Annotated in this window: 17 protein-coding genes and 1 pseudogene; 8 read left to right on the top strand and 10 right to left on the bottom strand. The window is 74.7% G+C overall.

Annotated elements, in window-relative coordinates:
• Positions 1-188 precede the first annotated feature (188 nt).
• A complete protein-coding gene (locus G9H72_RS11675; RefSeq protein ID WP_166171123.1) occupies positions 189-1325 on the top strand; it encodes a glycosyltransferase family 4 protein in 1137 nt (378 codons plus the stop codon).
• On the opposite strand, the gene G9H72_RS11670 is transcribed toward G9H72_RS11675, so the two are convergent.
• Both G9H72_RS11670 and G9H72_RS11665 read right to left on the bottom strand, forming a co-directional pair.
• The gene (locus G9H72_RS11670; protein ID WP_166171121.1) at positions 1322-2272 is read right to left on the bottom strand and encodes a glycosyltransferase family 2 protein; all 951 of its coding nucleotides are present in this window, start codon (positions 2270-2272) and stop codon (positions 1322-1324) included. The two genes, G9H72_RS11675 and G9H72_RS11670, sit on opposite strands and share 4 nt — an antisense overlap.
• Positions 2269-3312 carry a glycosyltransferase gene (locus G9H72_RS11665; RefSeq protein WP_166171119.1) on the bottom strand — a complete coding sequence of 348 codons (1044 nt, stop codon included), beginning with the start codon at positions 3310-3312 and terminating at the stop codon, positions 2269-2271. The genes G9H72_RS11670 and G9H72_RS11665 overlap by 4 nt, the downstream gene beginning before the upstream one ends.
• 245 nt (positions 3313-3557) lie before the next feature.
• On the opposite strand from G9H72_RS11665, the gene G9H72_RS11660 reads away from it, so the two are divergent.
• On the top strand, positions 3558-4514 hold the full coding sequence (locus tag G9H72_RS11660) for a hypothetical protein (RefSeq protein ID WP_166171117.1): 957 nt from the start codon (positions 3558-3560) through the stop codon (positions 4512-4514).
• A gap of 7 nt (positions 4515-4521) precedes the next feature.
• On the opposite strand, the gene G9H72_RS22990 is transcribed toward G9H72_RS11660, so the two are convergent.
• Together G9H72_RS22990 and G9H72_RS11650 are read right to left on the bottom strand one after the other, a co-directional pair.
• The gene (locus G9H72_RS22990; RefSeq protein WP_331272217.1) at positions 4522-6582 is read right to left on the bottom strand and encodes an ABC transporter ATP-binding protein; all 2061 of its coding nucleotides are present in this window, start codon (positions 6580-6582) and stop codon (positions 4522-4524) included.
• A 137-nt stretch (positions 6583-6719) separates the two neighbouring features.
• Positions 6720-7943, bottom strand: coding sequence for a nucleotidyltransferase family protein (locus tag G9H72_RS11650; protein ID WP_166171115.1), 1224 nt, complete (start codon positions 7941-7943; stop codon positions 6720-6722).
• Between the two features lie 289 nt (positions 7944-8232).
• Here G9H72_RS11650 and G9H72_RS11645 point away from each other — a divergent pair, with 289 nt between their 5' ends.
• Positions 8233-9681 carry a polysaccharide biosynthesis tyrosine autokinase gene (locus G9H72_RS11645; protein ID WP_166171113.1) on the top strand — a complete coding sequence of 483 codons (1449 nt, stop codon included), beginning with the start codon at positions 8233-8235 and terminating at the stop codon, positions 9679-9681.
• A 4-nt stretch (positions 9682-9685) separates the two neighbouring features.
• Here the strand turns inward: G9H72_RS11645 and G9H72_RS11640 are convergent, their stop codons facing one another.
• The gene (locus G9H72_RS11640) at positions 9686-10819 is read right to left on the bottom strand and encodes a glycosyltransferase family 4 protein (protein WP_166171111.1); all 1134 of its coding nucleotides are present in this window, start codon (positions 10817-10819) and stop codon (positions 9686-9688) included.
• Positions 10816-12141, bottom strand: a complete 1326-nt coding sequence (locus G9H72_RS22985; protein ID WP_166171109.1) for an O-antigen ligase family protein — start codon at positions 12139-12141, stop codon at positions 10816-10818. Before G9H72_RS22985 ends, G9H72_RS11640 begins: the two co-directional genes overlap by 4 nt.
• Before the next feature lie 102 nt (positions 12142-12243).
• Here G9H72_RS22985 and G9H72_RS22980 point away from each other — a divergent pair, with 102 nt between their 5' ends.
• Genes G9H72_RS22980 through G9H72_RS11620 form a run of 3 tightly spaced genes read left to right on the top strand, consistent with a single transcriptional unit; the run spans position 12244 to position 15315 of the window.
• Entirely contained in the window at positions 12244-13125 is an 882-nt protein-coding gene (locus tag G9H72_RS22980; RefSeq protein WP_166171107.1) for a glycosyltransferase family 2 protein, read from the top strand.
• Positions 13122-14162, top strand: a complete 1041-nt coding sequence (locus G9H72_RS22405) for a glycosyltransferase family 4 protein (RefSeq protein ID WP_166171105.1) — start codon at positions 13122-13124, stop codon at positions 14160-14162. Before G9H72_RS22980 ends, G9H72_RS22405 begins: the two co-directional genes overlap by 4 nt.
• A 1-nt stretch (position 14163) precedes the next feature.
• Positions 14164-15315, top strand: coding sequence for a glycosyltransferase family 4 protein (locus G9H72_RS11620; RefSeq protein WP_166171103.1), 1152 nt, complete (start codon positions 14164-14166; stop codon positions 15313-15315).
• Here the strand turns inward: G9H72_RS11620 and G9H72_RS22400 are convergent.
• Together G9H72_RS22400 and G9H72_RS11610 are read right to left on the bottom strand one after the other, a co-directional pair.
• Positions 15285-15857 carry an acyltransferase gene (locus G9H72_RS22400; protein ID WP_196791073.1) on the bottom strand — a complete coding sequence of 191 codons (573 nt, stop codon included), beginning with the start codon at positions 15855-15857 and terminating at the stop codon, positions 15285-15287. The genes G9H72_RS11620 and G9H72_RS22400 overlap by 31 nt on opposite strands.
• A complete protein-coding gene (locus tag G9H72_RS11610) occupies positions 15845-16933 on the bottom strand; it encodes a glycosyltransferase (protein WP_166171101.1) in 1089 nt (362 codons plus the stop codon). The genes G9H72_RS22400 and G9H72_RS11610 overlap by 13 nt, the downstream gene beginning before the upstream one ends.
• 172 nt (positions 16934-17105) lie before the next feature.
• Between G9H72_RS11610 and G9H72_RS11605 the strand changes: the two genes are divergently transcribed.
• Entirely contained in the window at positions 17106-21104 is a 3999-nt protein-coding gene (locus tag G9H72_RS11605; RefSeq protein ID WP_166171099.1) for a discoidin domain-containing protein, read from the top strand.
• A 167-nt stretch (positions 21105-21271) separates the two neighbouring features.
• Positions 21272-22600 carry a glycosyltransferase family 4 protein gene (locus G9H72_RS11600; RefSeq protein WP_166171097.1) on the top strand — a complete coding sequence of 443 codons (1329 nt, stop codon included), beginning with the start codon at positions 21272-21274 and terminating at the stop codon, positions 22598-22600.
• On the opposite strand, the gene G9H72_RS11595 is transcribed toward G9H72_RS11600, so the two are convergent.
• Positions 22551-23633, bottom strand: coding sequence for a glycosyltransferase family 4 protein (locus G9H72_RS11595; protein WP_166171095.1), 1083 nt, complete (start codon positions 23631-23633; stop codon positions 22551-22553). The genes G9H72_RS11600 and G9H72_RS11595 overlap by 50 nt on opposite strands.
• Before the next feature lie 140 nt (positions 23634-23773).
• Positions 23774-24119 (bottom strand): annotated as a pseudogene (locus G9H72_RS11590) (hypothetical protein); the annotation flags it as partial.

Here is a 24119-nt window from a genome sequence, read left to right as displayed (position 1 = left end):
TCCTCGCCGCACCGCGCCCGCGCCCGTGCGCGCCGCTCCCGCCCCGGGAGAAGTGTGGCAGCCACGGGGCCGCCCGGTGGAGGTCCCGCGCGTGGTGAGTCCCGGCTCACGTGTCCGGGCGTACGCGGACGAGGGCGGCCGTCCGGCTGCCAGACTGGCGCGCGGCGCCGACTTGGGAGTGACGCGGGATGGCTCGTCTGTGGTTTCTCAGCTCGATGGAGGGCTCACCGTGGGGTGCCAGCGAGGAGCTGTGGTCGTCGGCCGCGCTGCTGGCCCTCGCCGACGGGCACGAGGTCACGGTCTGCATGCGGCGCTGGGAGCAGGTGCCGCCCCGGCTCAGCGAGCTGGAGCGGGCGGGCGCGGTGCTGCGCTGGCGGACGCCGTTGCCGCTCAAGCTGCCGTTCGAGGTGCCGCTCGTGCAGCGGTTCCGCGATGCGAAGCTCCCCCCGCTCCGGCTCGAGGAGCGCCCGGCCGACGTGGTCTGCTGGTCCCACGGCGCCCTGCCCGACGTCACCTGGCAGGCCTGGGCCCAGCGGCTGGGCTCCCGCGTGCGCGCGGCGGGGGTCCCGTACGTCACGGTCAGCCACGGCTTCGACGGTGCCCCTCCCGCGTCCGAGGGCCAGCGGCAGCTGGGGCTCGCGCACTTCGCCGGCGCCGCGCGCGCGCTCTTCCTCGGCCCGGCCTCGATCGAGCTGGCCGAGCGGTGGCTCGCTGCCCGGCTGCCCGGCGCCGGGGTCTTCCGCAACGCCGTCACCCTCGTCGACGCGCCGCCCCTGCCGGCCGAGCCGGCCGTCCGCATGGCCTGCGTGGGCCGCCTCGTCGCCTGGCAGAAGGGGCAGGACCTGCTGCTCGACGCGCTCGGCCGGGCGAAGGGGCTGCCCGACACCTGGGAGCTGTCCTTCTACGGCGAAGGCCCGGACCGCGCCTACCTCGAGCAGCTGACGGCGATGTACGGCCTGGCCGGCAAGGTGCGCTTCCGTGGGCACGAGAGCGACCTGGCCAGGATCTGGGCGGAGTCCGAGCTGCTCGTCCTGCCCTCGCGCATCGAGGGCCTGTCCCTCGCGGCCCTGGAGGCCATGAGCGCCGGCCGGCCGGTGCTCGCGACCGCGGTGGGCGAGATGCGGACCTGGGTGACCGAGCGGACCGGGTTCGTCGCCGCGCCGGACGCCGACAGCCTGGCCGGCGCGCTGGAGCAGGCCGCCGCGGCGCGCCGGGACTGGGGCGCGCTCGGGGCCGAGGCACGCGAGGCGGCCCGCTCCCGCTATGCCGCGGGCGACCCGGCGCGCGAGCTGCTGGACACGATGCTCTCGGTGTCCCGGGCCTAGCCGACGGGCGCCGGCCCCGGCAGGGCCTGGCTGCGGACGTACTTGGGCCGGTCGTGACGCATGGCCCACAGCGCCCGTGACATCGCGGCCGCCCGCACGAGCTCGAACTCCGCCTCACCGATCGGTTGCGCGACCTGCCCGCGCCGGCGGTACGCGGCGAGCCGGGCGGCGTTGACAGCGGCCCGCAACGGCAGGGCGCGGACGCGGGTGCCGAGCCAGTGGTGCGCGATGTAGGCGTCGGACCACCCGTGCGACTCGGCCATGGCCAGCCAGGACGCCCGGTCGAGCCGGGAGGGGTCGGGCCGGTGCACCGCCGGCGCCCCCTCGGCTCGGACGACCCGCGCCCCGGCGTGCTTGATCATCTGCTCGAAGAGCACGTCCTCGCCGTTGAGCACGGGCGGGCACCCCGGCCCGAGATCGGGGTCCCACTGCGCCGAGCGCAGCAGCTCGCGGCGTACGCCCATGCCGGCGCCGACGAGCGGTGGGGAAGGGCGGTCGCCCAGCGCGGACTCGGCGAGCCGCTGGCGGAAGTAGGGGGTCAGCCAGGGGGCGGCGTACTCCTCGCCGAGCACGATCGGCGACGCGACGGCGTCCGCGGCCCCCTCGAGCAGTGGCTCGGCCATGCGCTCGACCCACTCGCCGGGGACGAAGACGTCGTCGTCGGTGAAGAGCAGGACGGCGGCCCGGGCGGCGATGCACCCGAGGTTGCGCGCGCGGCTGGCCCCGATGAGCGGGGTGTGGACGGGGACGAGGCCGCTGACCGTCGTCGCCCGCTCGCGCAGCCAGTCGTGGGTGCCGTCGGTGCTCGCGTTGTCCACGACGAGCACCTCGGCCTCGAACGGTGCCTGTGCGGCCGACCCCAGCAGCACCGGCAGGCTCCGGCGCAAGGTGTCCAGGCGGTTGCGGGTGCAGACGATGACGCTGACGGCCGGGGTGCCCGAGCTCAACCGAGGCCCTCCGTGCCCGCCCGCGACGCCTGCTTGGCCCGCCGTGTCTGGCGCAGGGATGACCGCAGCGGCCGGAAGTGCGCGGCGTCCTTCAGGACCGGCCAGGGGGAGAGCCGGATCGACCGGGCGAGGTGGGCCGCGGCGCCCGCCCAGTCCTCCGGCAGCGTCGTGCGCGCCATGGAGAACGCCTGCTCGGCGAACAGCCGGCGCAACCGGGCGTGGCCCTGCGCGATCGCGGCGATGGCCGCGTCGTCGCGCTGCGCGCGGGCCCGGACCCGCTGCTTCTCCAGCATGGCGAAGGCGACCGCGGCGGTGTCGCGGTAGCGCCGCCCGGGGTCGCCGACGACGCGGTAGTGCGTCAGGACCGGTTCCACGCGGGCGATCCGGCCGAGCTCGGAGAGCCGCAGGAACAGGTCCCAGTCCTCGGCCACCGCGAGGGCCGCGTCGAAGCCGCCGGCGAGGAAGAAGGCCCACCGCGGCACGCAGACCGAGCTCGTGATGATCCCGCAGCCCTGCAGCAGCTCGTAACGGTCGCGCCACCAGTCCGGATAGCCCGGCCCGCGCAGTGCCCCGTCCTGGTCGACGATGTCGCAGACGGTGTCGGCGAGGACCACGTCCTCGTCGGCGAGGGCGGCCACCTGCCGCTCGAGCTTGGTCGGCTCCCACATGTCGTCGTCGTCGAGGAAGGCGAGGACCTCCCCGCGCGAGGTGTAGGCCGCGAGGTTGCGGGCGGCCGAGACCCCGCGCCCCTCCGGAACCCGCAGGACCGTGACGCGGGGGTCGAGCGGCACGGTCACCGGGACGTCGGAGCCGTCGTCGACGAGCACGACCTCCCACCGCGGGTACGTCTGCGCGCGCACCCCGGCCAGCGCCAGCTCCAGCAGCTGCGGGTCGGGGTTGCGGGTGGCGATGAGGACGCTGACCAGCGGCTCCGTGCCCGGCTCGGACGCGGCCGCCGTGCCGGTGCCCATGAGCGCGCGCAGCGGCGGGACGCGCGAAGGGGGTGCCGCGCCCGTCTGCTCCACTGCTGCCTCCGCCACGCTCCCGATACTGACAGATGCCCCCGGCCCCGACGGCACGTCTTCGCCCCGATGGACCCGGACGGTCGACACGGGCCCGGCCCGGGCCGGCGTGATCGCGGCGGCGCTCCCTGGCCTCCCTACAATCGCGCGCATGGAGCACGGATGATCGCCGCGGGCGCGCGTACGGCCATGGTGCCGCAGCGGCGGGCGACCGCGCTGCCCCCTCCGCAGGCCGTGCTCCGCCCGGCCCGGGCAGCCCGCTGATGCCGCGCTTCCTCGCGCACGGCCTGGTCATCGCGTCCGACGCGCCGCTCCGGCTCGAGCGGCCCGCTCCCGCCGACGCGCCCGCTGACGTGACGGTCCGGGCGGCTCCGGCCCGCCCGGTCCCGGCCGACGACCCCGAGGGCGAGGTCGTCGCGGCGTACGCGGAGGAGGGCACGAACATCCGCTTCGCCGCCGTCCGGCGCCCCGACGGCACCGTCCTGCTGCGGTTCGCCGGCACGTGCGAGGCGGTGATCGGGGCCGACCTCGCGTCGGTCGAGCTCGTCCCGGACGTCCGGACGCCCGCGGAGGCGCTGCCGTTGCTGTTCAACGGCTTGGTGACCAGCCTGCTGCTCGAGTTGCGCGGGCACCTGGTCCTGCACGCTTCGGCGGTGTCGGCGGGAGCGGCCGCCGTCGCGTTCGCCGGCCACCCGCGCCGCGGCAAGTCCACCTCGGCGACCCTCGCGTGCGCGGCGGGCGCGCGGCTGGTGACCGACGACGTGCTGCGGGTGGACCGGGAGCCGGGCGGCGGCGCGCGCTGCTGGGTCGGCGGCGGCGAGACGCGGCTGCGGCAGAGCGCCGAGGGGCTGGCCGAGGCCTTCGCCGACCCCAGCCGGGTGCGACGCACCGTGGACGGGCGCACCGCGGTCCGGCTGCCGCTGGCCGAGCAGGACCCGCTGACCCTGCGGGCCGTCGTGGTGCCGATCCCGGACCGGGACGCCAGCACCGTGCAGGTCACCGAGCTTGCGCCGCCGCAGGCCCACCTCGTGCTCACGAGCTACCCGCGCGTCCAGGGAGTCGTCGACCGGGCGGTCCTGCTCGCGCAGTTCGGCCTGCTCGCCGACCTCGTCGGCGCCGTGCCGGTCGTGGAGGCACGCCTGCCTTGGGGGCCGCCGTACGACCCGGCCTCCATGACCACGCTCTTCGACGCGCTCGGGGTCCCGCTGAGCGCGTCGTGAGGCCCGCTCAGAGGTAGGTGCGCGACTGCAGGTCGTAGAGCTCGGCGTAGAGCCCGTGCTGGGCCAGCAGCTCGTCGTGGGTGCCGTGCTCGGCGATCCGCCCCTTGCGCATGACGTAGATGCGGTCGGCGTTGCGCACGCTGGAGTAGCGGTGGGACACCAGCAGCGCCGAGCGGCCGCGCAGCAGCCCTCGGATGTCGGCGAACAGGTCGTGCTCGGCCCGCGGGTCCAGCGATGCGGTCGGCTCGTCGAGGATGACCAGCGGGGCGTCGCGGCGGAACGCCCGGGCGAGCGCGACGCGCTGCCACTGGCCGAGCGAGAGGTCGCGCCCGCCCTTGTACTCGCGGCTGAGGATGGTGTCGTAGCCGTCCGGCAGCGTCGAGAGGAACTCGTGGGCCCGCGCCCGCCGGGCCGCGGCCTGGGCGGCCTCGTCGTCGTCGAGGCTCTCCGGCGCGCCGATGCCGATGTTCTCGCGCGCGGTCAGCTGGTAGCGCTCGAAGTCCTGGAAGATGACCGCGGTCGCACGGGTGACGTCGTCACCGAGCTCGGCCGCGTCCTTGCCGTCCCAGGTCACCCGGCCCGAGCGCGGCGTGTAGAGGCCGGCGATGATCTTCGCGAGGGTCGTCTTGCCCGAGCCGTTCTCCCCGACGAGGGCCACGATCTCGCCGGGACGGATCTCCAGCTCGATGTCGTGCAGCACCGGCGTCGGGCTCCCGGGGTACGTGTAGCCGACCCCTTCGACGCGCAGGGCCTGCTCGTGCGGGGCGGGGGTGCCGCTTCCTCCCAGCGGGGCCAGCCGGTCGCCGAGAGCGAGGAAGCGGTCGAGGTCCTCGAGGAACACCGCCGACTCGAACAGCGACCCGAGGGAGGCGAAGACCCCGTCGAGCCGGGAGCTCAGCACGCGCACCGCGAGCATCGCGGCACCGGCCTGGGCCAGCGAGATCCGCTCGGTCGCGACCAGCGCCACGAGCAGGCCCAGCGACAGCCCGAGCGCGAGGGCGCTGCCGAGGACCGTCACCACCGTCTGCAGCTGGCGGCGGCGTACCTGCGCCGCGAGCGCGGTCACGAACAGCGAGGACATGGCGTCGTAGCGGCCGCGCAGCACGCGGGCCGCCCCGAAGGCGCGCACCTCCTTGGCCGGCTCGCGGCGGGTGAGCACCTCGCGCAGGTAGTCCCGGCGGCGCAGCAGCGGCGCCTGGGCCACCGCGAAGGCGAACTCCGACCGGCTCGCCCGCCGGGACATGAGGATCGCCGGCACCCCGCCGAGCAGCAGCAGGGGCAGCAGCGCCGGGGCGAGGACCGCGACCGCGGCGACCATGGCGATGGTCGTCAACCCTCCGCCGAGCAGCCCGAAGACCGCCGTCGTGACCGTGACCGGCCGCATGATCGCGTTGGCCTGCACACGCTGGAGCTGGTCGTAGAAGCCGGAGGACTCGTACGTCTCGAGCCGCGCCCGCCCGGTGACGTCGAGCACGCCGCCCCACGCCGTCTGCGCGACCCGCTCGCCGAGCAGGCGCTGCTGCTGGGCCTGCAGGCTGGTCACGGCGGACGAGGCGGCGGTGACGAGGGCGAGGACGCCCACGAGGACGGTCAGCCGGGCGGCCGGAACCGCGTCGGCGTCCGGGGTCTGCAGCACGTCGAGCAGGAGCCCGCCGACGCCGACCAGCGCGACGCTCGCCACCGCGCCGAGGACCTGGAACGCGGCGGCCCACCAGAACCCGCTGCGGTCGGCGCGGTGCACGAGCCGCAGCGCCCGGCCGAGCAGGCGGGGGAGGGCGCGTACGTCGCGGCGGCGCTGGGAGGTCTCCAGGAAGAAGGAGAACAGGTCGAACGACGAGTCCGGCTCCGCGGCGGCCACCGAGCCGTCGGGCGCCGTGCTGCCCGCGGTCCTGCCGTCGGGGGACACACCGTCGGGCGACACACCGTCGGGCGGGCGCGCCTGCGCGCCCACCTGTCCGCCCACCCCGGCCGCGGCGCCCGTCGCGCCGGAGGGCGCGAGGGGCTCGGGCGCGCGCTTCCGGCCCGCGGCGCTCGCGCGCTCGTCGGCCAGGTGCCGGAAGTGGCTCACGGGACTCCCCCTGCTGCTGGCCGCCGACAGGCACGTCGGCGGCTGCCAGCGATCCTAAGGCCGCCGCGAGACCCGTCGGCGCCTATTGTGCGGGCCCGGACCCGGACGGGCGAGCGGCCCGCGAAGCCCGTCCGGGCTCAGCGCGAGCGCTCGGCGTACTCCTGGGCGACGGCGGCCAGATAGGCCTCGCGCGCGGGCTCCCCGCCCCCCTCCGCGTGCAGCGGGTTGTCGGCGAGCGGGCGCGGGTGACGGGCGTGCCAGGCGCGCTGGACGCCGCCCACCACCCCGTCGGTGACGGCGACCTTGCTCAGGGTCCGCAGGCTGTCCAGGTCCGACGTGCCGGTCGCGGACACCAGGGCCCGCCAGCTCAGGTGCTCGGTCGGGGGGCGGCCCGGCGGGCGCCAGCGGTCGAGCACGCGGATCAGGCCGCGCCAGGCCTGCCCGCCGGGCAACGACGGGCCCGGCACGCCCAGGACCCGCTGCGTGCGGTCGAGGGCGGTGGCGACCAGCAGGGTCAGCGACGCCGCGGCACAGCGCTCGCGCAGGAGGCCGGGGTCCGGGCGCTGCTCGCGGTTCCACAGGAAGAGGTCCACCGGCCACTGCAGGCGGTGCAGTCCGCTGGTCGTGGCGTGCAGGGCCAGGTGCATCATCGCGTCGACCGGGTCCAGCACCGGCAGCTCGACACCGCCCACGTCGACCGTGCGCGTGCGCTCGAGCAGGTCCGCCGTGTGCCAGTTGAGAGCGGCCCGCCGGGGCCGCTCGTTCACCAGGTGCCAGTGCAGGTCGAGCATCACGGTCTCGCCGTAGACGAGCGAGAGCTCGGCGCGCATCTGACGGCGGGCGAGCACCCAGTTGCGGTCCAGCATCGACCAGCCGGCCGCGCCCAGGCTGTCGAGCGCCGCCCGCAGGTCCTGTGGGTGGACGAGCAGGTCCAGGTCGGCGTACGGCCGCCGCTCCGGCCGGCCGTACGCCAGCTCGGTGAGGACCGGGCCCTTGACCACCGCGAAGCGGACGCCGGCCGCGGTCAGCACCGCCGCCATGGCCGCCGCCTGCCGCAGCACCACGAGGTGGCGGATGAGCGCGTCCCGGCGGGCGTCGTACAGGCCGGTCCTGACCAGCGGCAGCTGCTCGTGGCTCGCCTCCGTCAGCGCCTCGTGCACCAGGGGCGCGACGCCGTGGGCGATCGCGGCACGGACCATGGGGAGGGGAGTGCCGGCGCGCAGCGCCGCCAGCCGGTCGGGGGGCTCGAGGCCGAGCGCGACGCGCAGGCAGGCACGCAGGAAGGCGTCGGTGGGGACGGTCTCGTCGCCCGCAGCGGCGGCTCGGTGCGGCTGCCCCGGCTGCCCCTGCTCAGTGCGCACGCGAGCGGCCCCCCGCCGCACGCCCGGCGGAACGGGCGCCCGTCTCGCTCATCCCTGGTCCTCCCGGTCGGCGCCCGACGCCATTGACGGCTCGTGGTCCCCATTCAACCCCACCTGACCATGCCCCTGCTCGGCCGACCAGGTGAGCCATTCCTCCCTGTGCCCGGCCAAGAAATGGGATCTGTGACTCGTCCGGACCGCTTGTCCACGGACAGTCGTCAAAACGACCTAGACTTGCGACCGCCCTCGGTACGCCCGTCCCGGGGTAGTCACGACCGGCTGGGGCCCCGTGGAACTCTTGGATTACCTGCGCGTCCTGCGCCGGCGGTGGTACCTGGTCGTGGCGGTCGCACTCGTCTGCGTCGGGGCCAGCGTCGTGGCGGTCGACCGCAGCACCGAGATGTACCGCACCTCGGTGCAGTTCGTCTTCGTCGACTCCCAGGACAGGGTGCTCGACGCCATCACGGGCCAGCAGACGGCCGAGGGCCGGGCGGGGACCTACGTCAGCCTGGCCCGCAGCGGGGAGGTGCTCGGCGCCGCCCTGCAGGAGGTGCGGGAGGCCGGCGTCGGCGTGGGCGCGGTCGAGGTCAACCCCTCCCAGGTCTCGGGCACGGTGTTCCTCAACGTCGACGTCTCGGCCGACTCCGCCCAGGGGGCCTACCAGGTCGCGCAGGCCTACACCACCGTCCTGCCCCGCTACGTCGAGCGGTTCGAGCGTCAAGGCGCGGGCAGCGGCAACGACACACGGCTCCAGACGTTCCAGGCGCCGGGCCTGCCGTCCGAGCCGTACTCGCCGAACAAGGAGCGGACCTACCTGCTCGGGCTCGCCCTCGGGCTCGTCCTGGGCCTCGCTGCGGCGTTCGTCGCGGAGGGGCTGGACCGGAGCGTGCGGACGGTCGAAGAGGTCGAGCGGGTCAGTGGGCTGAACCTCCTGGCCAGCATTCCTGTCGAGCACCGCGGCACGGCGGCCATCGCGGCGACGATGCCCCGCTCGCAACGCGCCGAAGCAATACGACAATTGCGGACGAACGTGCAGTTCGCCGGCGTGGACAAACCGCTCCGCACGTTGGCGGTGACGAGCGCGGTGTCGGGCGAGGGGAAGACGACGACGGCCGCCAACCTCGCGATCACCTCCGCCCTCGCCGGGCAGCGTGTGCTCCTCGTGGACGCGGACCTGCGCCGGCCGGGGGTCGCCGCCGAGCTGGGGCTGGAAGGCTCGATCGGGCTGACCAACCTGCTCATCGACGAGACGACGCTCGCCGACACCGTCCAGCCGTGGGGCCCGGGTGGGGAGCTGCACGTGCTGCCCAGCGGGCCCATCCCGGCGAACCCCAGCGAGCTGCTGGGGTCGTTGCGGATGCTCGACCTGATCCACGAGCTCAAGGGCGCGTACGACCTGGTCGTCTTCGACACGCCTCCCGTGCTGCCGGTGACCGACGCCACCGTGCTCGGGCGGGCGTTGGACGGGGTCGTCTTCGTCACCAAGATGGGCTCGACGCGGCGTGACCGGCTCAAGCGCGCGGTCGAGACGGTGCGCAAGCTCGACCTGCGCGTCGTGGGCGTCGCGTGCAACTGGACCGCCCCGGTCGGTGACTACTACCTGCCCGAGGCCAACAAGCGGACGCGCGGCCGCCGCCCGCTGGGCGGGCTGCACCTGTCACGGCGCCGCCGCTCCCGGATCACGGCGCAGCCGCTGCAGCCGGCGGCACGGCGGCGGCAGAGCTCCGACGTGCGCTGAGGGCTCAGGCGAGGACGAGCTTCTCCACCCGCTGGAGGACGGCGTCACGCCGGTAGTCGTCCACCGACGACCCCGCGGCCCGGCTCCACGCCTCCAGATCGGCGGCCGCGGCCTCGGCCAGGAGCGCGCAGAGCTCGTCCACGTCGTACGGGTCGGACTGCAGCAGCCCCGTGCGACCGTGCTGCACCGCGTCGGCCGCGCCGGCCAGCCGGGTCGTGATCACGGGGACCCCGCTGGCCAGCGCCTCGACGATGACGAGGCCGAAGGGCTCGTACTGCGTGGGCAGGACCATGAGGTCCGCGCCGGCGAAGTACCACCCGACGTCCGTCGTCGAGCCGTGGTAGCGCACGCGTCGCTCGAGCCCGAGCCGGCGGATCAGCGGCTGGTACGCGTCGGGCGCGGCCCGCCCGACGAGGTGGAGGCTCAGCCGCTCGTCCCGGGCGCGGGCCATGGCCTCCAACGTCTGGGCGAAGCCCTTGCGGTGCAGCTCGTTGGCGACGAAGACGAGGGCGATCCCGCCGTCGGGGACCCCCATCGCGGCACGTGCCGCCGCGCGGTCGGCGCGCCGCCGGCCCACGTTGAACAGGTCCGGGTCGAACGGGTTGGGCACGACCGTCGCCATGGACACGTCGACGCCGAAGAGCCGCTCGATGTCGTCGATCTCGCGCTGGGACGTGCACAGGATCCGCCGGGGCCGGGCCTGCCGGAAGTACTGCGACTCCATCGCCAGCATGACCCGGTGGTGCGGCATCAGGTAGCGCACCTGTGCCGGGACGGGCACGCCCTTCACCTTGACCGCGCGGGCCACGCCCAGCCAGGCCCGCAGCACGCTGTGCACCCAGAGGACGTCGCCGGGGGGCGTCTCCGCGCCGCACGTCACGACGCTGCCGGCGTCGAGGGTGGAGAGCGCGGCACGTGCCGCCCGCCGGAACTCCAGCGGGCGCAGCGAGCGGGGAGCGCGACGCTCCTGGGTGCGCACGAGGTGCACGCCCGGGGGCAGGCCGTCGGGGGCTTCCCGGCCGACGAAGGCCGTGCGGTGGGAGCTGCCGAGGTGGGCCAGCAGGTCCCAGGTGACGCGCTCGACCCCGCCGCGCCGGTGCGCCTCGGGGAAGACGACGGCGACGTCGACGGCGCTCACGCGGGGGCTCCTCGGCCGGTGCGGGCCTCCCCGCGGGCCGGGGCGGCCGAGGAGGGCGGCTCCGACGACGGTGGCCGGGCGATGCCGGCCAGCCCCATGCCTGCGATCAGCCAGACCAGCGTGGTCGTCCCTCCGACCCAGTAGATGTCGAAGAGCCCGTGGAAGAACCGGGCCGACAGGACGCACAGGGCCGCGAGGGCAAGGTCACCGCGTGCGCGTGCGAGGGCGAGGAGGGCCCCGACCACGAACACGACGAACCCGATGAGCCCGGGGATGCCGGACTCGGCCAGCGCCTCCGTGGGGGTGTCGTTCGGCTGGGTGTAGGTGCCGACGTAGGGCGGGATGTTCCAGTACCGCAGCCCCGCGCCGGTCATTCGGTCGGCCTCCCACAGGCTGATCGCGGCGCCGCGGATCTCCTCACGGTGGTGGATGCTGTTGTGCTGGTCGTTGTCCTGGATCTGGGACCGCAGGGACATGCCCGCGACCACGACGAACGCGATGACGCCGAGGGCCACGACGGCGCCGGTGCGGCGGCGCTTGTCCGGCGTCGTGCGCACGAACCAGACCAGCCCGCCCGCGGCCAGCGCGAGCATGGCCCCTCGGCTCTGTGTGGCCAGCAGCCCGCCGCCGAGCAGCACGACGGCCAGGCGCGTCAGTCGGACGTGCCACTCCAGGCGGCCGGAGGCGGCGAGCAGGACCAGCAGGGTCGTCGCGAAGACGCTGCCGGCGTAGTTCTTGTGGTAGATCCAGGGGTAGGCCGGGGCGAAGCCGGACGTCAGCGTGGTCGCGATCGCGACCGCGCCGAGGGTGCTCATGGCCACGACGAGCAGCCGCAGCGCCATCCGGGTCAGGCCGCGGCGCACGATCCAGGCGCCGGCGAGGACGCCGCCGCCCACGATCGCGATGCGGTGGAACCACTCGAGGTCCGAGCGGACCGTGTGGTTCGCCACGATGGTCCCGAGCAGGAGCCCCAGGTAGAGCGCGAAGGCGGTCCAGAGCTTCTTCGCTGCGGGCTGGAGCTCGCGGTGGGCGCCGGCGGCGAAGGCTGCGGCGCCGGCGGCGGCGGTGAGCAGGTCGGTGAGGCTGATGCCGAGGCCGGGCGCCCGCGCGATGAGCAGGACCCCGGGGACCGCGACGACCGCGAGCCGGGCCGCGTCGCGCGCGATCAGCGCCAGGCCGACGGCCGCCGCCACCGCGGCGACTGCGAGGTACTGGCTGCGGGCGGTCAAGAACCCGACGCCGGCGGCGGCGCCGAGCGAGAGGACGGGAACGACCAGCCCGGCCGCCCACTCCCGCGGCGCGCTGATCGCGCGTACGCCCACCGAGCCCCTTCCGTCGGAGCCACTCTAGGTGAACGGCTGCGTCCGTGTGATTGTTCGGGGTTCGCTGGGAGGCTGCGTCCTTCGAATGGCAGAGTGCCTCTCGTGACCAGCGAGCCCCTGTCGACGACGGTGCAGAGGGCTCGCCCGTCGGTCTGCACGGTGATCGTCGCCTACCACAACACCGCGGACCTCGAGGAGTGCCTGGGCCGCTACGACTACGACGGCCCGGTCGTCGTGGTGGACAACGGCGGCGACGAGCAGGTGCGCGCGCTGGTCGAGGCGCACGGCCACGCGTACCTCGCCCCGGGCAGCAACGTCGGCTTCGCCGCAGCGGTCAACCTCGGGCTGGGCAGCGCGCAGGCGCAGGGGCGAGACGTCCTGCTGCTCAACCCGGACGCGCGGGCCGACGCCGCCCTGGTCCGTCGGCTCCAGGGCGCGCTGCTGGCGCCCGGTGCGCACGACGTGGCTGCGGTGGCGCCAGCGCTGGCCGAGGGGGGCCGGCCGCAACGGGCCGACTGGCCCGCCCCCTCGCCCTGGGGGGCCTGGCTGGACGCCCTCGGGCTCGAGCGCTTCGTCCGCCAGCGGCTGCACTTCCTCGTGGGGGCCGTCCTCCTGCTGCGGTCCGAGGCCGTCGCCGACGTGGGGCTGTTCGACGAGCGCTTCTTCCTCTACGCGGAGGAGTGCGACTGGCAGGTGCGCGCGCAGCGCCGTGGGTGGCGGCTGCAGCTCTGCTCCGACGTGGTCGCCGAGCACGCCGGCGCGGGCAGCAGCAGTGACCCGGCACGCCGGGAGATGCTGTTCCACCGGGGGGTCGAGACCTTCCTGCGCAAGTGGTACGGCACCGGCGGCTGGCAGGTCGCCCGCACGGCCGTCGTGGCGGGGGCGGCCGTGCGCGTCGCCGTGCGCCGGCGCGACGACGACCGGCGCCGGCTGCGGCTCTACCTGCAGGGCCCGCGCGCCGTCGCCGCCAGGCAGGGCCTGTGAGCGGCACCTCCCCGCTCGTCGTCCACGCGGTGCGCAGCGACGCCTTCGCGGGGGTCGAGCGCTACATCTCCTCAGTGGCGCCGCGCATCCTCCGGGCGGGCTGGCGCGTGCAGGTCCTCGGCGGGGACCCGGGCCGGATGCCGGCCGAGCTCGGCCCGGGCATCGGCTACTCCCCGGCGGCGTCGACCGGGCAGCTGGTCCCCCGCCTGCTGCGCGTCGCCCGCGGTGCCGACATCGTGCACGTCCACATGACGGCGGCCGAGCTCGCCGGTGCGCTGACCAAGCCGGCCACCCGGGCCCGGCTCGTGACGACGAGGCACTTCGCTGCCCGCCGCGGGGCCAGCCTGCCCGGCCGGCTGGCCGCGGTGGGCATCCGCGCCGCGCTCGACGCGCAGATCGCGATCAGCCGGTACGCGGCGGAGGAGTCGGGCGAGGACGCGGTCGTGATCCACTCGGGCGTGCCCGACGCGCAGGCATCGACCGACCGCGAGCGCCGCGTCCTCATGCTGCAGCGGCACGAGGCGGAGAAGCACACGGACGAGGGCCTGCGGGCGTGGGCCCGGTCGGGCCTCGGGGCCGAGGGGTGGCGGCTCGCGCTCGCCGGCGACGGGTCCCTGCGACCGAGCCTGGAGAAGCTCGCGGGCGAGCTCGGGGTCGCCGACAGCGTGGACTTCCTCGGCCACGTGCACGACCCGCACCCGCTGCTGGCCGGGTCCGCGATCCTGCTCGCGACGACCCGCATCGAGGGCTTCGGGCTCTCTGTCGCCGAGGCGATGGCCCACGGCTGCGCGGTGGTCGCCACGGACAGCGGGGCGCACCGGGAGACGGTGGCCCGCCGCGACTGCCTGTACGCCCCGGGCGACGTCGACGCGTGCGCCGCCCTGCTGCGGGCGCTCGCCGGCGACGACGCGGCCCGCCGGCGCGTCGGGGACGAGCTGCGCGAGCGCCAGCGCGCCGAGTTCTCGCTCGATCGGCACGCGGACCGGTTGCTGACCTTCTACGGCGAACTGCTCTCAATCCCGAAAGGACGTCGCTGACGTGCGCATTGCGCTCCTGCCCAGCGCCTTCGCGCCCTCCGTCGGCGGCGTCGAGGTCCTCAGCGCGCGGCTCGCCGTGAACCTGCGCCGCGCCGGGCACGACGTCGAGATCTGGACCGCTTCCCGGCAGCAGGACGACCTGCCCCGGGTCGAGGTGCTCGACGGCCTGGCGGTGCGCCGGTTCGTGTTCCCCCTGCCCCGGGCGTCGGCGGGCGCGGCGCTGCGGTGGCCCGCCGAGGCCGTCGCGGCGTACCGCGAGCTCGCGGCCGCCGCCCGGGCGTTCCGCCCCGACCTGCTGCACGTCCAGTGCTTCAGCGCGCAGGGCGTCTACGCGGCGGCGCTCAGCAGACGCCTGCGTCGCCCGCTCGTCGTCTCGTTGCAGGGGGAGACGGTCATGGACGACCAGGACATCTACGACTCCTCGGTCGCCATGCGGACCGCGCTTCGGATCGGCGTTCGCCAGGCGGCGGCCGTCACCGGCTGCTCGCAGTTCACCCTCGACGACTCGATCCGGCGCTTCGGGCTGTCCCCGGCCAAGTCCCAGGTGATCTTCAACGGCGTGGACGTCGACGAGGCGCCCCGCGCGGAGGTCGCGCTGCCGTTCGACCGCTTCGTGCTGGGGCTGGGCCGCGTCGTCCACAAGAAGGGCTTCGACCTGCTGCTCGACGCCTTCGCCAAGGTCGCGCCGGACCGGCCCGACGTAGGCCTGGTGATCGTCGGCGGCGGCGCCGAGCTGGACCGGCTGAAGGACCACGCCCGCCGCCTCGGCCTCGAGGAGCGGGTCTTCTTCCCCGGGCCGCTGGGCCGCGGCCAGGTGGCCGACGTGATGCACCGAGCCGAGGTCTTCGTCATGCCCTCGCGGGTCGAGCCGTTCGGCATCGTCGCCCTCGAGGGGTGGCGTGCGGGCACCCCGGTCGTCGTGACCAGCCGCGGGGGAGCGGGGGAGTTCGTGCAGGACGGGCGGACCGGACGGGTGGTCGACCCGGAGGACACCTCCGCGCTCGCCGACGCGGTCGCCGGGCTGCTCGACGACCCGGCTCTGCGCGCGTCCTTCGCCGCTGCCGGGCGGGCGCGGCTCCCGGAGTTCAGCTGGGACCGGCTGCGGGCGGAGTACGAGAAGGTCTACGCCTCGGCCGCGGCTGCCCGCCGGTAGGCGACGACGCGGGCGGGCACGCCGACCGCGACCGCGAACGGCGGCACGTCCTTCGTCACCACGGCGTTGGCCCCGATGACCGCTCCGTCGCCGATGGTCACGCCGCGCAGCACGGTGGCCTTCGCGCCGATCCACACGTCCCGGCCGATGCGCACAGGCGCCACGCGCACGCCCTGCTCGCGGATGGGGCGGTCGGGGTCGGTGAAGTCGTGGTCGTGGTCCCGGACGGAGACGAGCTCGGCGAGCATGGAGTCGCGGCCGATGACGACCCGCTCGTGGGCCCCGATCGTGACGTGGTGACCGAAGATCACCTGCTCGCCGACCTCGACCTCGCCGTGCGACTCGACCGTGAGCCCCTCGTCCAGCACGCACCCCGCGCCGAAGGCGATCCGGCCGGCCCCGACCGCGCGCAGCCGCACCCCGGCGCGGACGTCGCAGCGGGGGCCGAGCGAGACCCGCGACGAGGACACCGCCCGCTGGGCCAGCAGGCGTACGCGGCGGCGCGCGGCGGCGGCCAGCCGGGCCGCGGTCACAGCGGCCACGCAGCCCGGAACTCGCGGGCGCGCTGCGCCCACGTGCCCACCTCACGGTCGGACCCGGACGGCGGCCGGGTGAGCCAGTCGGCGACCGCGGTGACGAAGCCGTCGGTGTCGGTGACGCACAGTTGCGGCGCGGACAGGTGCTGGAAGCCGCTCGTCGGGGTCGCCACCACGGGTCGGCCACTGGCGAGGTACTCGTAGCTCTTGATCGCGTCGAGGCTCAGGGTGAACGGGGTGATCCGGTGCGGGCAGACGAGCACGTCCATCGCGCTCGTCCACGCGGGAACGTCCGTCGCCGGGACCGGCCCGTGCAGGCGGATCTTCGGCTCGGCCTCCACCCGGGCCCGGTGCTCGGCGTCGAGGGCGACGGGCCCGACGAAGTGCAGCGTCCCGACCGACGGGTGCGCCGCGAGGGTGAGCGCCAGCGGGACGTCGACCCGCTCGTGGTGGAGGGTGCCGACGTAGCCGACGTGCGGCCCGGGGCCGGTCAGCGGCCGGGCGGCAGGCGCGCGCCAGGCGGAGGCGTCGATGCCGTTGGGAACGAGGGCGGCGTCGACGCCGTAGCGCTCCTGCCAGCGGGTACGCAGCACCTGGCTGCACACGACCGTGGCGCTCGTGCGGGCGAGCCGGTCCTCCGCGCGCACGATCCGGCGGACCTCGCGCGGCGCTGCCGGCGCCTCCCGCCAGTCGTCGGTCACGTCGTAGACCGCGGGCTGGCCGCGGCGCACCGCGGTGGCGCCGACCTCGGGGTCGTTGACCCAGAGCAGGTCCGCGGTGCGCAGCAGCCCGGCGCGCAGGGCCAGCCCCACGGCCGCGTTCCCCCCGGCGCGCTTGGGCAGCGTCCGCCGGGGTGTCACCACGCTGATCCCCGGGACCGGGCGGCGTACGGGCAACGGGCGCCGCGCGGGCGGCTCGACGAAAAGGAGGCGCTCGACGAGGCCCTGCCGGACGAGCTCGGCCGCGATGTGCTGGTTGCGCCGCCAGACGTCGTCCCACGGCTCCAGGGACAGCAGGGCGACGGCGGGGACAGCGCCCGGGACGGGCGGCGCCGACGAGCTGCGCTCCTGGGACGGTGACACAAGGGCTCCTCGAGGTGCGACGACCTCGCGATGCTATCGAGCCGGCTGCGCCTCGGCGTGATCTTGCCGCGGCCGCTCGGGCTCGCCGGTCACTCGTCCGGCCGAGCCTAAAGACCCGGGACCACCCGTTCGGCCTCTGCCCTTGTTCGTCGGGCACACCGACACCCAATTCATGTCCACGAAGCGAATTTCGCGGCTCGTCATCTCGGCCGTCAGCCTTCCCCTCCTTCTTCCCGTCGCCCTTCCCGGCGCGGCAGCGCACGCGGCCCAGGTGACTACTGCGAGCGCGGCCGCCGTGGTCGACCCTGCGATCCACCTGTGCGGCGAGGTGAACCCGGCCCGCGTGGCGTCGACCGGAAAGGCATTCTCCGACCCGACGGTCACCAAGATTGTCTCCGGAATTCGACCCGACGGCATCGTGTGGCAGGCCAATCGCCTGTACGTCCTGGACAGCGGCACCCGGGTGCTGATCTACGACAGCTCGCGCAGACTGATCCGCACGGTCGCGCTCGGGTTCGAGGGCTACGGGCTCGCGGTGGACCCGACCGGCGCGTTCTACGTGCTGAACTACCCCTTCGAGGTGCGCAAGTTCAGCGCCGACGGCGCCCCGGTGTGGACGCGCTCGTTCGCCGACCCGGTGGGCAAGTCCCTGTTCGGCCAGCCCACCCCGGGCGGCTGGCGGCTGGGCGTGACGATGCGCGAGGGCGCGGCCCGCATCTTCGACCAGAACGGCACCCAGACCGGCACCGCGGCGGTGTCCGGCACGTGGTTCAGCACCGCCGCCGACGGCTCGGTCATCGGCACCGACGGCAAGTACGTGCGCGTGTACGACGCGAGCGCCCGCCAGGTGAAGTTCTTCGGTGACAAGGGCTCGCAGAACGACCCGATGCCGATCGGCGCGCCGCTGCACTTCTACATGCAGGGCGGCGCGCTCCGCCTGCCCGACGGCCGCTTCCTGGTGGCCGACGCGGGCCACGGCATCTCGCTCGTCGACCGCGACGGTGTCTACCTCGGCACCGCCGACGAGGGCGTCCTCGGCGGCCTGACCCAGCTGAGCACCATGGCCTTCGACGGCACCGGCGTCTACTTCGCGACCGGCGTCCGCTTCACCGGCGACCAGGCCGTGAGCTACCTGCCCCTTTCGGAGATCCTCGCGCTCGCCGAGCGGCCGACGAAGGAGGAGCCCCGCCTCGGCTACGGTGCGGGCCTCACCGTCGAGGGCACCAAGGGCAAGTACTACCGCAGCGGGCAGGCGCCGCGGGTGCGCGCCAACTTCGACGCCTGGTGGAAGACCACCGGCAACTTCTCCCTCGACTACCGGGTGCGCAACCGTGCCCAGGTGCTCGCCGACGAGAACACCGCGTACACCAACGTCCGCCTGGACAGCACCACGATCGACAACGGCCTCACCCTGCAGCTTCCCGCGGCCGAGCCCGGCACGTACGAGGTCGAGGCGTTCATCGTCCGCGACGGCGGCGAGCGCCTCTCCGGCACCTGCATCACCTACAGCGTGGCCGCGCCCGGCCAGACGCTGGACCTCGACACCCTTCCCGGCTACTCCGACGCGGGCGGCCCGAACCCGGTCCGCGGCGTCGCGCTCGCGGACGTCCTGGGCACCGGCCTGACCCGCGAGACCCTGGACTGGCGCCGGCTGCTGCCCGGCGGGGCCAGCTCGACCGCGCCGCTGGACTTCAGCAGCTTCGACGCGCCGTTCGCGGCGGCTGCGGCCGAGGCGAAGAAGCGCAACATCCCGTTCCTCGTCCAGCTCGGCGAGGGGGGCTCCGAGTCCGGCCTCGTCGCCAACGGGACCTGGGAGAAGCGGGTGGCCGAGGTCGTCGCGCACTTCGGCGCGATCGTCGACCACTGGGAGGCCTGGAACGAGCCGAACAGCACCTTCGGCACGGCCACGGACTACGTCAACAAGGTCCTCAAGCCCGTCTACCGGGCGGTCAAGGCGAACGACCCGGGCGCCAAGGTCGTCGGCGGCAGTGTCGTCGGCCTCAGCCTCGAGTACTGGCGCGGCATCGGCGCCGCCGGCGGCTTCGCAAACATGGACATCATCGGCATACACCCGTACACCGGGCACAACCGCTCCTTCGAGGAGGAGGGCACCGGCACTCTGCTGTCCTGGCTGCGCTCCGACCGCGCCCCCTACGGCGCGCAGGACAAGCCGGTCTGGGTCACCGAGCAGTCGTGGTGGTCCGACGGCCAGGGCAACCTGTTCGCCCAGGCCGACTACAGCACCCGCGCCCAGCTGCTCTACCGCGAGTGGGGCATCGAGCGCTGGCACTACTTCCTCGCCCAGGGCACCTGGGGCAACGACGGCGTCACCTTCTCGGCCATCGAGGGTGACGACTACGTCAAGCCCGCCGCGCTGGCGCTCATGACGCACAGGTCCGAGGTCGGGGCACGCCCGCTCGTCGGACGCGTCGAGACCGGCACGCCGCACGTCCACGTCCAGCGTTACGGCGCGAGCGCGACCGCGACCGACAACGTCCTGGCCGTGTGGAGCGAGGACATGCCCGTCGCGATGCGGGTCACGAACGCCGGCACCACCCCTGGTGGCGTCACCGTCGTCGACGAGTACGGCAAGTCGACCTCGTTCCTCGTGGGCGGCGGCTCGTCCGCGCCGCTGGCCGTGAGCGGGTCGGTGCAGTACGTCCACGTCCCGGCGGGCAGCTCCCTCTCGATCGCGCCGAGCGAGACCTGGGGCGGCAACCTCGCCCTGGCGAGCGCCGGCTCGACCGCGTCGGCCAGCTCGGACACCGCGTGGAACCCGGTCGAGCGCGCGATCGACGGCGTCTCCGACGCTCGCGGCCAGGGGATGTTCCAGTCCAGCCCCGCCTGGGCCTCGGCCGTGGGGGACGCGAGCCCGAGCCTGACCGTCAACCTGGCGAAGCCGACGACGGTCAACCGGGCGATCGTCTCCACGGTCGGGCTGAACTCGACGCTCACCGGCATCCGTGCCTTCACCGTGTCGGTGAAGAACCTCGACGGCAGCTGGAGCGAGGTGTCCCAGGAGACCGGTGTCTTCTACCAGCGCAGCCGGGTCGTCCAGTTCCCGGCCCGGACCGCGACCGCGGTGCGGATCGACGTCAAGGGGATCAACTACACCGGCTATCTCGGTGGCGCCAAGCCCGACTTCTGGCCGACCGACGCCAACACGCTGAGCGACCCGCTGCAGTCGTTCTACGCCCCGGCGATCGTCCGTGAGTTCGAGGTGTACGGCCCCGGCACCCCGGCGGTGGCTCCGGCTCCCACGCCGACCCCGACCCCGACGCCGACGCCGACGCCGACGCCGACGCCGACGCCGACGCCGACGCCGACGCCGACCCCGGCCCCGACGCCGACGCCGACGCCGACCCCGACGCCGACCCCGACGCCCACGCCGACCCCGACCCCGACGCCGACCCCGACCCCGACGCCGACCCCGACGCCGACCCCGGCTCCCGCTCCCACGCCGGCTCCGGCTCCCACGCAGAAGACCCTGCCGACGACGATGCTCGGGAGCGTCAGCGTCGCGGCGGGCAAGACGGTGTCGTTCTCGGTGCTCGGTAAGGGCGGGATCCCGACCAGCGGTGTCGACAGCGTCTCGCTGATGACGATGGTCGCCGCCGGCAGCAACGGTGCGACGCTGACCGTCAGCGGCGGTGGCACCCAGACGACCACCATCAACGTGCCCGCCAGCCAGTCGACCTTCGCCGCGCTGGTCGTCAAGCCGGCGAGCGACGGCACCATCCGGCTGGCGAACAAGGGCAAGTCGACGCTGACCGCCTCGCTGTTCACGACGGGCTACACCTCGACCGGCTCCGTCGTGAGGTCCTCCGCGGCCGCTGCGCCCGCGGCGGTGCTCGACACGCGCAAGTCCCTGGCGCCGAGCAAGTCCGCCGTCGTCACGCTGCCGGCGAGCGTCACCCGCGCCGGGGTCACGGGCAAGGCGCCGCGTGCCGCGCTGGTGACCGTCGTCGCGAGCGGCACGGGCAAGCGTGCCGGCAAGGTCACGGTGGCGGCGTACGGGGTGAAGGGCGGCGGCAAGCCCGCCTCCCTCACCACCGCGGCCCCGTCCCACACGGCCCTGGTGCCGCTGGGCGCGGGCAACCGCATCGCGGTGACGAACGAGAGCGGCGCCGCGCTCAAGGTCCGCATCGTCGTGCGCGCCGTGGTCTACTAGGCCCACGTAGGCGATCCACCCCGCGTCCCCGGCAGGAGCCCTGCCGGGGACGCGGGCGTGTCAGGGGCCGGCGGTCCGCTCGCGCGGCCATGCGCCCCGTCAGGGCGTACCGGTGCATCGCGGGCCGTCGGCACCGCGACGGCCCGGCGGCGAGGCGACCGCGCGGCATGCGCGGCGGGAAGGACGACGGCGTGCGGGTCCTGCGCTTCTACCACTCCGGCCGCGACTCCTCGCACCGGCTGCGCGAGCGCGCGCTGGCCCGGGCGGGAGTCGACGTCACGCTGGTCGTGCCGAGCGAGTGGGACGACGGTGGTGCGCAGAAGACGCTGTCGGCGGAGCCCTTCCGCATCCGCGAGCTCCCGGTCGACCGCCCGGGGGACGTGAACCGCCACCGCTTCGCGGTCCCGGACGACGCGTTGCGCGCCCTCATCGCCCAGGAGCGGCCCGACGTCCTCGACGTGCACGAGGAGCCGGTGAGCCTGGTGGCGGCCCAGATCCTGCGCGCAGCGCCGGGCCACCTGCCGGTGAGCATGTACACCGCACAGAACCTCGACAAGCGCTTCCCTCCGCCCTTCGCCCGGCTCGAGCGGCGCGCGTTCGCGCGCGCGGACGCGCTGTACCCCTGTAGCCGGCAGGCCGCGGCCGTCGCGCGTGGCAAGGGCTTCGCCGGGCAGGTACGCGTGCTGCCGCTGGGCTTCGACGACGCCGCACTGCGGCCCGGCTCGCAGAGCCTGGACGACGGGGAGCTGGTGCTCACCATCGTCGGACGGCTGGTCCCCGAGAAGGGGGTCGTCGACGCCGTCGACGTCTTGGCCCGGGTGCGGCGAGAGCGCCCGGCACGGCTCGTGGTCGTCGGCCGCGGCCCGGAGGAGGACGCCGCACGCGCCCGCGCGGTCGAGCTGGGAGTCGAAGGCCACGTCGAGGTACGGCCCTGGGCCGACGTCACCGCGCTCGCCGAGGTCTACCGGGGCGCGCACGTCGTGCTGCTGCCCAGCCGTTCCACTCCGCGCTGGGTCGAGCAGTTCGGGCGTGTCATCGTCGAGGGGCATGCCGCGGGTGCCGTGGTCGTCGGCTACGCGAGCGGGTCCATCCCCGAGGTGATCGGGGACGCAGGAATTCTGGTTCCTGAAGGAGACGTCGTCTCGCTGGGGGAGGCCGTGGCGGCTCTGGTCTCGACGCCCGAGCGATGGCAGGCCCTGCGCGCGGCGGGCGCGGCGCTCGCGGCGGAGCGCACGTGGGACGCGATCGCCGCAGGGATGGTCGCGATGTACGAGGAGATCCACGCCGCAGGGCACGTTCCGCGCCCGCTGCCGGTCGCCACCCCCGCCGCACGCGCGGCCGCTGTGGAGGAGTTCGGCCCTCCGGCGACGGCCGGCGGCATCGCACGCCCGTTCGCGCTTCCCGTGCTGCGCTCCAGCCGCGCAGCTACCGACGTCCTGGGGCGGCTCATCGACGTGGCTGCGGCCGTGCGCCTCGCTGCTCGACCCGTTCGATGACCTCGATCAGCCGGCCGGCGGCGGCGTCCCAGTCGAACCGCTGCGACCGTTCGCGGCCGCGCCGGCTCATGCTCTCCCGCAGGTCAGCATCGGCCATCACACGCGCGATGGCTGCGGAGATGGACTCCACGCTCTGCGGGTCGACGAAGACCGCGGCGTCGCCGGCGATCTCGCGCATCGGCCCGGCGTCGGAGGCGACGACCGGGCAGCCCAAGGCCATGGCCTCGACCAGCGGGAGCCCGAACCCCTCGTAGAGAGAGGGGAAGACGAAGCACCCGGCCGCCCGGTAGAGAGCGACCAGCTCGGGATCGGTGACGTAGCCGAGCTGCTTGACGGCGTCCGGCAGGGACGTCGACTCGTTGAAGATCCGGGAGTTCGTCCCGCCGGCGATGACGATGTCGAAGCCCGAGCCGTCCAGCTGCGACAGCGCCTGCGCCAGCCGGGGGAAGTTCTTCGTCGGGTTCTGGCTGCTCACGGCCAGCACGAACGGACGGCCGGTGAGGCCGTGGCGCTCGAGGACCTCGTTGTCGGGCTCGGTGCCGAGCACGTGCTGGCTTCCGCCCGAGGTGACGGTGACCTTGGCGGCCGGGACGCGGCAGTGCTCGAGGAGCTGGCTGCGGGAGAACTCGGAGACGGTCATGACGGCGCGCGCCTGCCGACCGAGTACGGGCAGCATCACCTGGTACCACCGGCGGAAGACGGGGGAGTAGGCCTCGGGGAAGGTGAAGACGGCCGCGTCGTGGATCGTCACGACCTGGCGCCGCACAGCTACCGGGCCCGTGTTCGTCAGGTTGACCAGCATCCCGTCGCGGGCGAGGTACGGGAGCTCGAACTGCTCCCACGGGTGCCCGGCGAGACGTCCGCGGCGCTGCACGGAGAGCTCGTCGGCGAGCTCGGAAGCGGGTGCGCTCGACGGGGCGAGGAACGTGGGCTGCAGCCCGGCCCGGAGCAGGGCGCGGCTGATCTCGATGGCGTAGCGCTGGACCCCGGTGACCCGCTGGGTGAGGAAACGCGCGTTGACGTAGAGCTTCACGCGACTGCCCCCACTCGATCTCGATCGAGGACCGACCCTAGCAGCGCAGCGCGGGCCGGAGGGCACGCAGAACGGCCCCGGCTCGTACGAGCCGGGGCCGTTCTGCAGAAGCAGCCGCTGCGTGTCGCAGCGGGCGGGCGTCAGCCCGTCCAGGCCACCCCGAAGACCGAGCCGTTGGCCGAGCCGGTGCCGGTGTTCTGGATGCGGACAGTGCCGTCCGAGCCGACCGGCACCGTCAGCGCGACCGTCGACGCGCGCATCGCCGGGACCGAGACCACGCTGGGCGTCCCCGAACCGGTGACGTTCAGCGTCGCGCCCCCCGGCCCGCCGAAGACCACGATGGCCACGTTGACGCTCTTCACGCCCTGGGTCGGGATCGCTCCCTTGCCCAGCACGTTGAGCGACGTGGACGCGCCGCTCCCGAGGCTCAGGCCGCCCAGCAGCACGTTGGTGATCTGACGCGTCACCGGCGTGGGCTCGGGGTCG

Source organism: Motilibacter aurantiacus (genome assembly GCF_011250645.1).
In the GTDB taxonomy this organism is placed as follows: domain Bacteria; phylum Actinomycetota; class Actinomycetes; order Motilibacterales; family Motilibacteraceae; genus Motilibacter_A; species Motilibacter_A aurantiacus.
The sequence above is the reverse complement of the archived record's forward strand: the minus strand, read 5'-3'. Positions and strand labels throughout refer to the sequence as shown.

Coding starts and splice junctions, on each gene's coding strand:
- G9H72_RS11675 (WP_166171123.1), top strand. CDS start 189: ATGGCTCGTCTGTGGTTTCTCAGCTCGATGGAGGGCTCACCGTGGGGT.
- G9H72_RS11660 (WP_166171117.1), top strand. CDS start 3,558: ATGCCGCGCTTCCTCGCGCACGGCCTGGTCATCGCGTCCGACGCGCCG.
- G9H72_RS11605 (WP_166171099.1), top strand. CDS start 17,106: ATGTCCACGAAGCGAATTTCGCGGCTCGTCATCTCGGCCGTCAGCCTT.
- G9H72_RS11600 (WP_166171097.1), top strand. CDS start 21,272: ATGCGCGGCGGGAAGGACGACGGCGTGCGGGTCCTGCGCTTCTACCAC.